Source organism: Paenibacillus sp. IHB B 3415 (assembly GCF_000802655.2).
Taxonomy (GTDB): Bacteria; Bacillota; Bacilli; order Paenibacillales; family Paenibacillaceae; genus Paenibacillus_AQ; species Paenibacillus_AQ phytohabitans.
Window position 1 is genome coordinate 20,997 of the sequence record NZ_JUEI01000040.1, and the last position, 13,331, is coordinate 34,327.

Annotated in this window: 12 protein-coding genes; 4 read left to right on the top strand and 8 right to left on the bottom strand. The window is 54.5% G+C overall.

Features of this window, described 5'->3' with window-relative positions:
• Positions 1-33: 33 nt before the first annotated feature.
• The 5 genes from QW71_RS18050 to ggt form a co-directional block, all read right to left on the bottom strand.
• Positions 34-1,191, bottom strand: coding sequence for a BMP family ABC transporter substrate-binding protein (locus QW71_RS18050; protein WP_039301432.1), 1,158 nt, complete (start codon positions 1,189-1,191; stop codon positions 34-36).
• A gap of 218 nt (positions 1,192-1,409) precedes the next feature.
• Positions 1,410-2,030, bottom strand: a complete 621-nt coding sequence (locus QW71_RS18055) for an NTP transferase domain-containing protein (RefSeq protein WP_039301435.1) — start codon at positions 2,028-2,030, stop codon at positions 1,410-1,412.
• A gap of 43 nt (positions 2,031-2,073) precedes the next feature.
• Entirely contained in the window at positions 2,074-3,768 is a 1,695-nt protein-coding gene (locus QW71_RS18060; RefSeq protein ID WP_039301438.1) for a PucR family transcriptional regulator, read from the bottom strand.
• A 704-nt stretch (positions 3,769-4,472) separates the two neighbouring features.
• Positions 4,473-5,840 (bottom strand): amidase family protein, encoded by a 1,368-nt coding sequence (locus tag QW71_RS41405; protein WP_039301441.1) that lies wholly within the window; start codon positions 5,838-5,840, stop codon positions 4,473-4,475.
• A gap of 66 nt (positions 5,841-5,906) precedes the next feature.
• On the bottom strand, positions 5,907-7,451 hold the full coding sequence (gene ggt, locus QW71_RS18070) for a gamma-glutamyltransferase (RefSeq protein WP_235441495.1): 1,545 nt from the start codon (positions 7,449-7,451) through the stop codon (positions 5,907-5,909).
• A 281-nt stretch (positions 7,452-7,732) separates the two neighbouring features.
• Between ggt and QW71_RS18075 the strand changes: the two genes are divergently transcribed.
• Together QW71_RS18075 and QW71_RS18080 are read left to right on the top strand one after the other, a co-directional pair.
• Positions 7,733-8,311 carry a chromate transporter gene (locus tag QW71_RS18075; RefSeq protein ID WP_039301445.1) on the top strand — a complete coding sequence of 193 codons (579 nt, stop codon included), beginning with the start codon at positions 7,733-7,735 and terminating at the stop codon, positions 8,309-8,311.
• Positions 8,311-8,850: a chromate transporter gene (locus tag QW71_RS18080; RefSeq protein ID WP_039301448.1), complete on the top strand. Its 540-nt coding sequence runs from the start codon at positions 8,311-8,313 to the stop codon at positions 8,848-8,850. Before QW71_RS18075 ends, QW71_RS18080 begins: the two co-directional genes overlap by 1 nt.
• A 48-nt stretch (positions 8,851-8,898) precedes the next feature.
• Here the strand turns inward: QW71_RS18080 and QW71_RS18085 are convergent, their stop codons facing one another.
• Positions 8,899-9,276: a PH domain-containing protein gene (locus QW71_RS18085; protein WP_039301572.1), complete on the bottom strand. Its 378-nt coding sequence runs from the start codon at positions 9,274-9,276 to the stop codon at positions 8,899-8,901.
• Positions 9,277-9,700: 424 nt separating this feature from the next.
• Between QW71_RS18085 and abc-f the strand changes: the two genes are divergently transcribed.
• Positions 9,701-11,638, top strand: a complete 1,938-nt coding sequence (abc-f, locus tag QW71_RS18090; protein ID WP_039301451.1) for a ribosomal protection-like ABC-F family protein — start codon at positions 9,701-9,703, stop codon at positions 11,636-11,638.
• Positions 11,639-11,707: 69 nt separating this feature from the next.
• Positions 11,708-12,181: an ASCH domain-containing protein gene (locus QW71_RS18095; protein ID WP_039301453.1), complete on the top strand. Its 474-nt coding sequence runs from the start codon at positions 11,708-11,710 to the stop codon at positions 12,179-12,181.
• Between the two features lie 98 nt (positions 12,182-12,279).
• Here the strand turns inward: QW71_RS18095 and QW71_RS40975 are convergent, their stop codons facing one another.
• Both QW71_RS40975 and QW71_RS18100 read right to left on the bottom strand, forming a co-directional pair.
• Positions 12,280-12,435, bottom strand: a complete 156-nt coding sequence (locus tag QW71_RS40975) for a hypothetical protein (RefSeq protein WP_200905936.1) — start codon at positions 12,433-12,435, stop codon at positions 12,280-12,282.
• Between the two features lie 200 nt (positions 12,436-12,635).
• Entirely contained in the window at positions 12,636-13,253 is a 618-nt protein-coding gene (locus tag QW71_RS18100) for an NUDIX hydrolase (RefSeq protein ID WP_039301457.1), read from the bottom strand.
• Positions 13,254-13,331 lie beyond the last annotated feature (78 nt).

Sequence of the window (13,331 nt, forward strand, 5' to 3'; positions counted from 1 at the left end):
TAAGGCCATGCTGTATTCAATTCAAAGCTGCTGTTATTGCGGGATGGTACCTTCTACACCCTTAACCAGCCAGTTCATGGAAAGCACTTCTTCAAGCGTCAGCTTTTGGCCGTCTTGAACCACTACATTTCCTTTGTTGTCTGAGATCGGGCCGGTAAATACATCCAGCTCTCCGCTGATGATTTTGGCTTTGGCATCTTCCACCAGTTGCTTCACATCATCCGGAACCTTGCTGCCGAACGGTGCAAGCTCAACCATACCATCGGCCATATCGCCGGAGTATTGCTCGCTCTTCCAGGTTCCATCCATAACGGATTGAACGGCTTTTACGTAATAAGGGCCCCAGTTCCATACAGGGTTGGTCAAATAGTTGTCCGGTGCATATTTGCTCATGTCAGAGTCATTTCCTCCGGCAAAAGCTCCGCGTTCTGCAGCAGCCTGCAGCGTAGCCGGTGAATCCTGGTAAGCCAGCAGAACATCTGCGCCTTTATCCAGCAGGCTGATTGCCGCCTGACGTTCAGTAGCAGGGTCATACCAGGTATTGGTCCATACTACATCCACTTTGACATCAGGGTTTACACTTTGTGCTCCCAGGGTAAAAGCATTTAGGTTATAAATAACTTCGCTGATCGGGAAGGCACCAACATAACCAAGATGATTCTTCGTCGTCATTTTGCCTGCCGCGATACCGGACAGATAACTTGCCTGATAGTTTTTGCCGAAATAAGTCCCCATGTTATCGGCTGTTTTGTAACCGGAGGCATGAAGGAACTTCACGTTAGGGAATTTGCCGGCTACGTTCAAGGTGAAATCCATATATCCGAAGCTTGTTGTGAAGACAATGTCATGGTTTTGGGCAAGTTCAGTGATGATGCGTTCCGCATCGGCGCTTTCCGGTACATTTTCCACGAAATCCGCTTTAATGCCCAGTTCCTTCTCCATGTACAGGCGGCCTTGATCATGCTGATACGTATACCCGCCGTCACCCGGAGGCCCGATGTAGACAAAAGCAACCGTCGGCTTCTCTGCTGCCGGCTCTGTTGTTGCTGCTGCCTCAGTGGCTGCTGCCGCATTCGTTGCCGCCCCATTCGTATTCGACGCCGTATTGTTGTTGCCGCACCCCGTCAGAACCACCGCTAACAGGAACATGGTTACCAGGCTGAATTTAAATCCCTGACCCCTTCTTTTCATAATTCTCCTCCTCCAGGATATCTCTCATAATGGCTCCAGCCATTAATGTATCTCTACTATACTGAGACACAGCAGTTACGTAAATTTATATAACATAGCTTTGTGTCATTTTATAAGAATCGCTGTCGTTTTTGTGTTTTGTGCACTAGGACACCTTGAATTATGCTTAAAATATGTGATATTCCCTAACATAATTTCGGAAAATAGTGATTTCGCTGTCAGTTGTCCCTTGGCACACTCCATTCCCTGCGAAGCTCCCCAAAGCTGTCCGGCAGCTCCGCATCCGTGAAATCCCGTTCGGAATCACTCTGCAGCAGCATTCCCTTGTAGCCGGGAGATTGAAAAATAGCCGATAACCCCCTATCGCTGTCTAGTGCCTGAAGCTCCGGAAACACAGATTTTGCGAACAACACAGGGGGATTTACCACGCCTTCATTTATGCTTGCCACATAGTCGAGTCCGGGATTCTGCTCAAAGGCATCCGTCAGCCGGTTCACCAGCGCCGCAGGAATAAACGGCTGATCCGCCTGAGCGATGACAACGGCATCAGGCTGCAGCGATGAAATGGCATTCAGGCCGCACCGGAGAGAGAAGGACAGCCCTAAATGAGCCGTCAGGCAGGTCTCCGTACGCCTGCTGCTCCGGGAACTGGCGGGAGGCATCCATTTCAGAGGATCATCTGCCCGGACCACCACAATCAGCGGATCAAGACCGCACCGCTCCAGCTCACTTAGCGTGGCTGCTCCAACCGTTATTCCGCCCGGCTGCTTCAGAGAAGCACTCCCGGCAACTGCTTCCTTGCTCCGGCTTGCCGCCAGATAGATTCCGGCTACTTTCAAGTGCACTCCACTCCTTCCGTTAATTTGCAGAGGCATACTACAGCTATTCACGTTCCAGCATTCTGCGGAACAGGAATACCAGCTTCAGCCTCATGAGATCATTGATTTTTTTGAAATCGACATCCAGCAGCTCACTAAGCTTCTCAATCCGGTAAGTAGCGGTATTGCGGTGAATAAACAGCTTCTTCGCAGTTTCATTCACATGGCCGTCATTATCCAGATAGACCTCCAGCGTATGGAGCATTTCCTTGACGTATTCCGGTTCACGGCTGAGCAGACCGCGCAGACTGCCGCTGCAGTATCTCTCCATCGTCTCCGCCGGGATCTGGTTCAGCAACAGATGGAGCTCAAGCTGCCGGTAATGCACCACATTTCCGTGTGCCCCCCATTGCTGGACCATCCCCATACATTCCTTAATCTCGGCAAAAGCTTCCTTCAGCCCTTCCGGCTTCACCTTCACCCCGCTGACGGCAGCCCGCGGATAATAGCCTTTATCAAACTTCAGATTGTGAAAACATTCATTAATCAGCTCCCGGAACTGCTCCGGGGCTAGCGGACCTACCGGATAGAGGGAGAGCAATCCCTCTTCCATTATCAAATGAACCGCCTGCAGCCCATGCAGCACCGGATGCTCCAGATACTCCTCTTTCAGCCGCAGCAGCTCCGCCTGCCTTGCTTCTCCAGCAGCAGCTACATCGGTCAGCAGAAGCTGGAACGGGGCTTGCAGCAGCTGCACATCCAGCTTAAGCGCCGCCTGGGACAGCTCCGCACACGACAGCCCGCCGTTCAGACAACGCCGCAGCAGCCCGCTGAATTCCCGGTGCTCGGCATGCTCGAAATAATCCTCAAACCCGGCATGGACATGATATGAAATAAGTTCAGCACCCTGGATGAACAGGCTTTCCTCGACCGGGAGCAGCAAAGGATCAATCCTGCAGTACAGAAGATAACCCGAGCATTTCTCGCCTTGCATCAGAGGAATCCGGTATCCCGAGCATTCGCCGATGCGGAAGCGCTGATTCCGGTTCTGCCAGGGCCAGCCCTCCAGCAGCTGGCTGTCGGAATAACCGGAGTTATTGAAGACCGCTGCGCCCCGGGCGCTGATCACCGCCAGCGGATAGCCGATAACCTCAGAGACCGATTCGAGCAGCGGACGGCTACGTCCGGGCAGCTGGCTGTCGGAATAACCGGAGTTATTGAAGACCGCTGCGCCCCGGGCGCTGATCACCGCCAGCGGATAGCCGATAACCTCAGAGACCGATTCGAGCAGCGGACGGCTACGTCCGGAACGCAGGGCGAAGCGCATAAGCTTGCGTTGCTTCTCCATAATGCTCTGCAGCACACTTGTGCTGCGCGAGAGTTCGGCGCGGAACAAGCCGTTCATCTGATCGGAGAAGGTGAACTGGAACGGCAGCTCAATCAGCGGGAAATTCAGCGTTTCCGCTTCGGCAATCAGCTTCTCCGGCACCGCATCCCAGAAACGGCCCAGCTTGATGCCAAGACCCGCCGAGCCGCGGCGGTTCAGCGTCTGCAGCAGTGCCGAGGCATCCTCGAGACTGTCTTTGATCAGATAGGCGGTAGTCAGCAGCATTTCCCCTTCTTTGATCCAATCCGAGATATCCGGGGCATCCATCACGTTGATGGATTTGACAATCCTGTGTTTCCCCTTGGAGCCTGCAATGAGTTTAGCTTCAGATAAAGGATAAATGGACAACGCTTCTTCAACCGTAAGATGCATGCCATCCCTCCTTCTATAGGTTCATCTTCTTTAACTCTTCTTTATGTTACTTTATGTAACATTATAGATAAAATGACCCTTCATGGAAAGAGGAAAGTGAAAATATAAACCCGTAATGTCAGGTAACATTACGTAAGTCACAGAATTTTAACGAATGGGTTGCTGGAGGAAAATTAAATCATTACTTATTTTCAATCCAGTAAATCCTCAAGCACAGGTTTTAATCCGACGCACAAAACAGAAAAAGCCCTGTTTCTCCTCGTCGGGAGAACTAGGGCTTGCTGTGTGCAGTGCGATGTTAAGATGGATGATTAGCTGCTATTCGCAGCAGCTGGCGTCCTTCAGGACGATCCGGCGGCAATAAGCGCCGGTGGCAAATCCGCTGAGGGGGATCAACCGGTAGCCGTGAAGCATTCCGGACTGGAGGGCCCTTATTGGGCCGAATTATAGCCTTTCACAGGTTATGCGGACTCAAATTCCGTTAATAAGCTCATTTCCCCTCATTTCGGGCTTCAATGAACAAGATAACGGCTCCTGAGTCCGCAACCGGCAGAATAATAGGTTTTTGGGCAAAATAGGGTCTTCTGAGTCCGATTCACTCTGCGGCTGCCCGTTTGCTTAAGTATCGTCCACATGGTCAGCACATTCTTCTTATTCCTCTCTTACTCTCTTACTCTCTTACTCTCTTCCCAGTACTCAGCGTATCACTGCTTCCATACCTCCTGCACCCATGACAGGAGTTCCAGATCCTGCCCATACCCGCCGATAATGGACAGTCCAAGCGGCAGTCCGTCAGGTCCCGCCACCGGCAGCGTAACCTGCGGCAGCCCGGCCAGTCCGGCAATGCAGCTGAGCATCATGGCGCCGCTGCGGTTCAGCTCCAGCTGCGCGGGATCTCCGCCGCGCAGCGGCGCCGGGCCGGGCACGGTCGGAATGACGAGGCAGCCGTCATTCCCGAGCAGCCCCCGCAGCCGCTCCGCGAACTCACTCTGCAAGGAGCGGGCCCCGCTGTGGTCCGCTCCGGCCAGCCCGGCCGCCCAAGTGAACCGGGCGGCAATATCCGGTCCGAAGACCGGCCGCTCCCGCTCAATCCACGCGCCATGCGTTGCCCATATCTCAGCGCCCTGAAGTTCACGGAAGACATCCATCCATGTCTTCAAGCCTTCCGGGGCAATCTCCATCACGGCAGTCTGCAATGCGGAACCTGTCTGAAACCTATTCAGCCCCAGCTTCAGATAGCCGCCGCACTCCTGACCAGCTAATGACCAGCATTCCGGCGGGATGAACATCCGGGACAGCCTGTGCGTATTGGTTTGCTTGCCGGTTTGCGTACCGCTTGGCTTAATGTTGTGCGGCTCGGCTTGCCTACCGTTCCTCATATCGTTCCTCATACCGTTCCTCATACCGTTCCTCATACCGTTCCTCATATCGGCTGGCTCACCGGTTTGAGCATCCGTTTGCTTGTCCTTTTGGATCTCACCAGGCTGATCCGTCACCCTCACGGGCTGTCCCAAGAGAACCTCACCAGCCTTCAGCAGCAGCTCCGCGCTGCCTGCAATCCAGCCTACCGTATCAAACCCCGGGGCCAGCGGGATTACACCCTCTATATCAACCGCTCCATGCGTTGGACGAAAGCCGTATACACCGCAATAGGCAGAAGGGACACGGACAGAGCCTCCGGTATCTGTGCCTAAGGCAAAATCCACACTGCCGGAGGCCACCGCCACCGCGGAGCCGCTGGACGAACCGCCGGGAATCCGGCCCTCCCCGTGCGGATTCACCGGGGTGCCATAATGATAATTCTCGCCTCCCAGGCTGTACATCAGCTCATCCGTATGAGCCGCCCCGCGCAGTGCTGCTCCAGCTTGCAGCAGTCTGCTCACAGCCGGGGCATGGGCAGCCGCCGGTTCATGGGTGCGCAGCCAGTCCGGGTTGCCTGCGGATGAACGGTGTCCGGCTACCGCGAATACATCTTTAACGGTGAAGCTTAAGCCATGCAGAGCTCCGTGTCCGCTGCCGGGAACCGCAAGCTCCGGAACTCTGAACGCACCGTGATGATTATGTAGAGCCATGCTGTTCCCACCTTTCTTCCCGGACGGACCGGGTACCTCTGTTTCCTTACAGCTACCGTTAATCCGCTACCACCCGATGGCTGATCCGTCACAACGCGGGTCCGTACCGCCGCTGCGGTAACCGTTGCCGTCAATCGAGATGGCGTGGGCATGGCCCATAATGCCATCGTAGCTCCCGACCTCGCGGACCAGATGACCTGCCTCCGCCAATTCGGCCTGCACATGTCCGGCTACCCGGTTCTCTATCTTCAGCTCCTGGGTAGGCTCTCCCCAGGTTCTGCCCCAGACGAAGCGGGGTTCATTCACTGCCGTCTGCGGGTTCATGCCGTAATGAAGCATCCGGGTCAGCAGCAGCGTCTGCGTCTGCGGCTGACCTTCGCCGCCTTGCGTGCCATACAGATAGGCGGGCTTGCCGTCCCGGCAGGCCATCGCCGGCATCAGTGTATGGAACGTGCGCTTATGCGGCTCCAGCGTATTAATATGACCGGGATCAAGCGAGAAGAATGAGCCTCTGTTCTGCAGCAGAATCCCCGTATCCCCGGCCACAACCCCGGAGCCGAATTCGAAGTACAGGCTCTGGATGAACGAAACCGCGTTGCCTTCCCCGTCCACGACCGCAGCATAGGCCGTATCCCGGCCGACCGGCTCACTGCCGATAGCCAGCGCCTGCTGCGGGGAGATTGATGCTGCCAGCTGTGCTGCATATCCCTTATCCAGCAGCTGTTCCAGCGGAATCCTGCTGAAGGCCGGATCGGTCAGCACCCGGTCCCGGTCGCGGAAGCTCAGCTTCAGCGCCTCCGCCAGCAGGTGATAATACTCATACGAGCCATGCCCGATGTCGGCAAAGTTATAACGTTCCAGTATATTGAGTGCCATAAGCGCTGTGAACCCTTGCGAGTTGGGCGGAACCTGATAGACCCTGTGCCCGTGGTAGTCCGTGGACAGCGGCTCTTCCCAGTTCCCCCGGTGATCGGCGAAATCATCCTGGGTGAGATATCCGCCCGACGCCTGCATATACTCACTTATCTCTTCCGCGATCTTTCCCTTATAAAAAGCATCCCGGCCTCCGGCGGCCAAGGCCCGCAGCGTCCCGGCCAGCTGCCGCTGCACAAACCTCCCGCCCGCCGCCGGAATCCGGCCTCCGGGAAGATAGATCGCCGCTGCCTCAGGAGACAGCGCGGCTCCGGCCAGAACGCTGCCACCGTGCTGGTCCGGCGACAGCGGAAATCCATCGGCGCAGTAGCCGATTGCCGGCTCCAGCACCTCAGCCAGGGTCAGCCGTCCATACTCACGCTGGACGGCCTCCCAGCTGTCCGCCATTCCGGGTACCGTAATGGCGCTGCGCACACCCCGCCGCGGGATGGCCATCTCCCCCGCGTAACAGTCCCTGCGGACGGCGTAGCCGGATCGTCCGCTGCCGTTGTAGGCCCGCACGCGCCCTTCACCGGCGCTGTAGGCCAGCCAGAAGGCGTCGCCGCCGAGCCCGGTCATATGCGGATAGACTACAGCCAGCGCGGCGCTGACTGCAACCGCCGCATCATAGGCGTTGCCGCCTTTTTCCAGCATCCGTGCTCCGGCGGCGGATGCCAGATAATGGGGACTGACCACCATCGTTTTCGTGCCGATTACAGGTCCTGTCGTCAAGCTGACCATCTCCCATTCCGGTGTCGTTCAAGTTAGTGTCATTTAACAGTACGCCCGAAACCTTTGTCAATCGGTTCCGGGAAACCGTAAATTCACGCTGTTATTTTTGTGAGCCATGCACAAACTTTACGTCTATAAGAGCCTGTAATATAGAACCGGGCATATGAATTGTATAGAATAAGCTGATCAAGCGGCCAAGCACCATTCCGCGCTGCGGAATCCACTTACGAAATGGGGCCTATCCTCTAATGAAAACTACCGGTAACGAATACATCCAGATTGCTATGGCTATGTCCAGAACAGGCATCCTCGGCTATGGCGGCGGACCGTCCGTCATCCCGCTGATCCGGCATGATGCCGTAACCCGCTATGGCTGGCTGAGCGATGAGGAGTTCGGCGAGACGCTTGCCATTGCCAATGCGCTGCCGGGTCCGATCGCTACCAAAATGGCCGCTTACCTCGGCTATAAGCTAAAAGGCGTCCGGGGAGCCATCCTCTCCGTGCTGGCACATATCTTTCCCAGCGGAATTGCGATGATCGCGTTGTTATCTGCGGTAAATTACTTAAGCGGTTCCAAGGTTGTAGCCGGAATGATCGCTGCGGTTTCCCCTGTGATTGCGGTTATGCTGGGAATGATGGCTTATGAGTTTGCCCGTAAGGCTTTTAAGGGCCTTGGTGTAATGATCGGGGCTGGCTTCCTGCTGCTCGCCCTGGTGCTGCTTGAAGTGCTGCATCTGCATCCGGCCATAGTCATCGTGCTATACCTCGGTTATGGAACGGTCCATTACCGGATACTCGCGAAACAGAACAAAGGGGGGACCGCCTAATGGAATGGCTCAAGCTGATCTACGGTTTTTTCATGGCCAACCTGCTCGGCTACGGCGGCGGCCCCTCCTCCATTCCGCTAATGTACGAAGAGATTGTGCCGCATTACGGCTGGCTGACCGATGAAGAATTCTCCAATATGCTGGCGCTCGGCAATGCGCTGCCTGGGCCGATTGCCACCAAAATCGCTGCTTATGTAGGCTACGATGTCTATGGCTGGCCCGGACTGGCCGCTGCACTGCTGGCGACGATTGTCCCCTCCGCTGCTGCGCTGATCATCCTGCTGAACGTGATGCAGAAATACAAGCAGTCGCCTGTCGTCAAAGGCATGACGCTGCTTGTCCAGCCGGTTATCGCCATTATGATGGTTGTGCTTACCTTCAAAATGGCCAAAGGCCCGGCAGATTCCATCGGCATCTGGCAGACCCTGATCATTGCCGCAATAGCCTTCTGGGCGCTGAAGCACTTAAAACTCCACCCCGCGCTGGTTATTCTCGCTGCTTTTGCCTATGGCGGGCTGGTGCTGCAGTACACGGTCTAGCTGACTCTCACGTTCCCCCTGGCTGATAACCTTCTCCGCAGCCGACGCTCACTTCAGAATATATTGCGACAGCACCGCCTGCACCTCATAGATATTGACGGACTTGTTGAAGGTTTTCTTCAGCGGGACCGCCGCACCGGACACATAGAGGCACAGCTCCGCATCGAGGTCGAAATGTCCGGCCGTTTCCACCGAGTAATGGGTGATGCTTTTGTAGGGGATCGAATGATATTCCGTTTTCTTGCCGGTCACCCCCTGCTTATCTACGAGGATCAGGCGTTTGTCTGTAAAAATAAACATATCCCGGATCAGCTTGTAGGCGCGTTCGATCGTTTCCTGCGGGGCCAGAATCTGCGCGTATTCCCGCTTCACATCTTCCAGCGGGACCTGGGAAGCATTGCCCAGCAATCCGTTAAAAATCGCCATCATAATCCCCTTTTCCTATAATAGATTGGCAGCAATTCCTCCTCCGCCATAGTCCATACTACTTGCGGATTTATAGATTTATACCAGAGCAAGGGGATTTCCCTCTTGCTTATTCCCGGCTTATTGGTTAAAATGACTTTAAATTTAGAAAAGGAGGTGTAGGAGAATGGATCACAATCGGACCAACAGTGTTAGCAGCCGGCTGATTAATATTATGGCTGGCATCGTTCATGTAAATGCCCTGGACGGGAGAAGTCTGTCCATTTACAAGAACTTAATAACACTACAACATTGTGAAATGCCTTTCTCGCCTACACTTCAACGGATCTCATAAACCGGAGAATACTCAGGCCGCGGGGAAATTTCCCTGCGGCCTTTTTATGTTGTTTTGTAGTCAGGGCGTTCCTATAAAAGGAGAATAACTATGATCATCTCATGCCAAAATGTCCAAAAATACCACGGTGCCCAGCTCGTCCTGGACAACATCACCTTCGATATCCGCCAAGGCGAAAAAATCGGCCTGATCGGCCGCAACGGCTGCGGCAAGACCACCCTCTTCCATCTGCTGAGCGGGGAAGAACGTCCCGATCAGGGACATATCTCCATCCGCCGGAGCAGCGTCATCGGACTGCTCGCGCAGATTCAGGAGGTTAATGATGATGAAACCGTATATGCGGTTCTGCAGCGCAGCTTCTCGGAGCCCTTGCAGTGGCAGCGCCGCCTGCGGGAGCTGGAGCAGACAATGTCCGCTTCCGGTGCAAGTGACGATGAACAGGCCTGGAACCGGCTGCTTAAGGAATACGGCAACCTGCAGGAGAAATTCGAAGCCGCTGGCGGATATGAAATTGAATCCTCCATCAGCCGTATTGCCACCGGCCTTGGCATTGGAAGCGGCCAGTATGACCGCCGGTTCTCTTCCCTCTCCGGCGGGGAGAAAACCAAGGTCGGCCTCGCTGAGCTGCTGCTGCGCCGTCCCGATATTCTGCTGCTCGATGAGCCGACCAACCATCTCGATATGGATGCTATCGAATGGCTGGAGCAGTTCCTGCAGAGCTATGACGGCACTGTGCTGGCCATTTCCCATGACCGCTATTTCCTTGATGCCGTCGTTAAGAAGGTCATTGAGATCGAAGACGGGGAAGCCTTCACCTTCCATACCAATTATAGCGGCTATCAGGTCGAGAAGGAGGCCAGACTCCTGCAGCAGTTCGCCGATTATCAGGAGCAGCAGAAGAAGATTAAGCAGATGCAGGAGAGCATCAAGCGGCTGATTGAATGGGGAAAGCTGAATCCGCAGAACGTTTCGTTCCCCCGCCGCGCAGCTTCCATGCAGAAGGCGCTGGACCGGATGGTCAGAGTCAAACGTCCGGTTCTGGAGCGCAAGTCCATGGATCTGCAGCTGGAGCAGGATGACCGGACCGGCAATCAGGTCGTAATCCTTGACCAGATTAGCAAAGCCTTCGGAGAGCGTAAGCTCTTCTCGGCAGCCAGTGACATTCTCAGATATGGAGAGACTACGGCACTGATCGGCGGCAACGGCGCAGGCAAAAGCACGCTCCTGCGGATTATTCTCGGGCAGGAAGCCCCGGACAGCGGCAGCTGCACGCTGGCTTCCAGAGCCGTTGTCGGCTACCTGGCCCAAGAAGCTGTACCGGAGGAGAACGGCCAATCCGTACTCCGTTATTTCCGCGAGGAAGCAGGGCTTGAAGAAGGCGAGGCCCGCGGGCAGCTGGCCCGGTTTCTCTTCTACGGCAGTGATGTATTCAAGAACATCACCAATCTCTCCGGCGGAGAATGGACACGGCTGCGCTTCGCGGTGCTGATGCACCGCCGTCCGAATCTGCTCATTCTTGATGAGCCGACTAACCATCTCGATATCGATTCCCGCGAAGCGCTGGAAGAGGCGCTGGAGGAGTTCCCCGGGACCGTGCTTGCTGTATCGCATGACCGTTATTTCATTAACCGCTGCTTCGGAAAGCTATGGAGTATTGATGGCGGACGTTTCTCATCCTTCTCCGGGAATTATGAATATTACAAGGAGAAGCAGGCTGAGAAAGCCGCGGCTGCCGAACGGCAAGCTGCAGCTGCAGCAGGGAGTACGGCTGCTGCCGTCATTAAGCCCCGCCCAGCCGGCGGTGCCGCATCCGCCGCTCCTTCCCGCAAGCCGCGCCCGGCCGTCTCCTGGGAGCAGGACATTGCTGCTGCGGAGGCTCAGCTCAGTGTTATCGACGGCGAGATGCTGAACCCGCGGTTTGCCAGCGATTCCGGGAAGCTGGCTGAGCTTATGACGGCGCGGGATGCCGCGCAGCAGAAGCTGGATGACTTGTACAGCAGCTGGTTAAGCGAAGCGGATAACTCTTAATTCATTTATGTTAATTCTTTTACGTTTATTCTTTAGACGATTTCTAATCCCATAACAGAGGTGAGCAAGGTGACATTAACCCCGGCGATAGCACAATACTGGGAGTCTTATCTGCAAGACCATCCTGAGGCAGCGGAGAATTTCGACAGCGCCTGGGCTTTTGGCGACAACCCCCGGCTGGCCGATGAACTGCTGGAGCTGGTCCTGGCTGGAATCAAGACCGGAACGGCACAAAATTATGAATTGAATGAAGCACACGGTACGCCTCTGCCCTTTGCGGGCGGGCTATCCGTGCTGCTGGACAGTACGGGGCTGCCGCGCGGAATCATCGAGACTACGAAGGTTGAGATTGTTCCGTTTGCGGATGTAACGGCTGAGTTCGCGTATTCTGAAGGGGAGGATGACCGCAGCCTCGAATCGTGGCGCTATAACCATGAAGTGTTCTTCACCAGAGAACTTGAGGGTGAAGGTAAGCCATTCGACCCGGGTATGCCGGTCATCTGCGAGACCTTTCGACTGGTGCATATCAATAAAGAACTGTAAATCTTAGCACTTAAAAAGGCTGCTTCTTCGTAACCGAAGAGGCAGCCTTCATTGTATAGTTGCAAGTTAGTATAAGGTTAGAGCTTCAGCGATGAATCTTAAAATTTCCAGATGCCCATAATCCAGCCGATAACCGAGATCCATAATGGAATACTGATTAGGACGCCCCATACCAGGCCGGTGGCAATATTACCTTCTGCAGGACGTGTTACACCTTCCTGCGTCAGCGGAAGTCTTAACTCTTCTTGTTCCATGCGATCCCCTCCTAAAATTGTTATCGACACAGCAGAGGAAAAAATGTAGACCGCCTGGCCCAAAAAGTTGTGTTTCTGATAAATTTTTAGATATAAAGGCTCAGCGGTTGATTAATGCAAAGGCTTACATAAATAATATTAACCAATTTTTGTCTACTTTAAAACTTATATACTCCTGATCATCTATTATATGCAGTACTTTAGTCCAATATTACTGCCTTTTCAGGATTATGTAGATATTGGAACAGTGTGTGCAGCTGCTCCGCCGTATTGCGCTCCTCAGACAATTCAGGCAAGGCATCCTCGGCAAAAAAGCCTACCCCGCTTGTCTCCACACCCGCTTCCGCTGCCCCGCCGGTAATCCGGCACAGGATGAACATTTTGTAGACATGATAAGGCTCTGGGGGATGCTGGTGAAACTTCTTGTCCAGCACAGCGAGGAGACGTACGGCTTCTGCCTGATAGCCGGATTCCTCGGCAATCTCTTTCACAACCACCTCGCTCGGAGACAAGCCGATGTCCGCCCAGCCTCCGGGCAATGCCCATTTCCCGTCCAGCTTCTCGTGTACCAGCAGAATTTTGTTATCCTGAAAAATCACTCCGCGGATATCCACTTTCGGTGTGCTGTATCCGCCCTCTCCCGCGAAGGAGAGCCGGATACGTTCCTTGCTCTCATACGTATAGTTAGCCAGAATATCTACACTCAGCTCCCGCAGCGCCTGGTAACGTTCGATATCATATACATCCTTGGCATAGGTCAGACCTGTCTGGGCAATCCCCTGTATTTCTTTGGCCCAGGTTAACCATTTCTGTTCCATAAGTACACCGCCTCTAATCAGATATGGGATAGAACATACTTTTACAGAACTCCAGCAGCTCCATTCATTATATTAATA

What these genes read in the sequence shown, in the direction of transcription:
- QW71_RS18050 (WP_039301432.1), bottom strand. Translation starts at nt 1,191, where the DNA reads ATGAAAAGAAGGGGTCAGGGATTTAAATTCAGCCTGGTAACCATGTTC.
- QW71_RS18060 (WP_039301438.1), bottom strand. Translation starts at nt 3,768, where the DNA reads ATGCATCTTACGGTTGAAGAAGCGTTGTCCATTTATCCTTTATCTGAA.
- QW71_RS41405 (WP_039301441.1), bottom strand. Translation starts at nt 5,840, where the DNA reads ATGGCTCTACATAATCATCACGGTGCGTTCAGAGTTCCGGAGCTTGCG.
- ggt (WP_235441495.1), bottom strand. Translation starts at nt 7,451, where the DNA reads ATGGTGGTCAGTCCCCATTATCTGGCATCCGCCGCCGGAGCACGGATG.
- QW71_RS18075 (WP_039301445.1), top strand. Translation starts at nt 7,733, where the DNA reads ATGAAAACTACCGGTAACGAATACATCCAGATTGCTATGGCTATGTCC.
- QW71_RS18080 (WP_039301448.1), top strand. Translation starts at nt 8,311, where the DNA reads ATGGAATGGCTCAAGCTGATCTACGGTTTTTTCATGGCCAACCTGCTC.
- QW71_RS18085 (WP_039301572.1), bottom strand. Translation starts at nt 9,276, where the DNA reads ATGGCGATTTTTAACGGATTGCTGGGCAATGCTTCCCAGGTCCCGCTG.
- abc-f (WP_039301451.1), top strand. Translation starts at nt 9,701, where the DNA reads ATGATCATCTCATGCCAAAATGTCCAAAAATACCACGGTGCCCAGCTC.
- QW71_RS40975 (WP_200905936.1), bottom strand. Translation starts at nt 12,435, where the DNA reads ATGGAACAAGAAGAGTTAAGACTTCCGCTGACGCAGGAAGGTGTAACA.
- QW71_RS18100 (WP_039301457.1), bottom strand. Translation starts at nt 13,253, where the DNA reads ATGGAACAGAAATGGTTAACCTGGGCCAAAGAAATACAGGGGATTGCC.